At 34.2% G+C, this 292-nt stretch carries 1 protein-coding gene; it reads left to right on the plus strand.

Features of this window, described 5'->3' with window-relative positions; all coding sequences use genetic code 11:
• Positions 1 to 292 (plus strand): hypothetical protein (locus P0G09_RS19960; RefSeq protein ID WP_275253542.1); only part of this gene is annotated, 292 nt, incomplete at both ends.

Raw genomic sequence — 292 nt, forward strand, 5'->3', positions numbered from 1 at the left:
TTTTAAAAGATGAACTTGAGAATAAAATGCTTTCTGTTAATGCAAAGATGAACCTGTTGATTCAAGAAATTATAAAGATGAAAGAAGAGGAGCAAGAAGACATAGAGGAACTAAAAAAGAAACAGGCAAAACTTGAGGAACAAATGAAAACACAGTTAATTCTTTCTGGAATACAAAGCGCATTGAGTTTACTGACTGCATTTAGTGGTGTTGGTCAAGCTTGTCTAGGGGCATTTGACAGTGCAAAATCTTTGAAGGAAAATCTTTCAGCTAAAGAAGAGGAATACCAATG

The sequence above is a fragment of the Faecalibacterium sp. DFI.5.82 genome (genome assembly GCF_029076575.1).
Taxonomy (GTDB): domain Bacteria; phylum Bacillota; class Clostridia; order Oscillospirales; family Ruminococcaceae; genus Faecalibacterium; species Faecalibacterium duncaniae.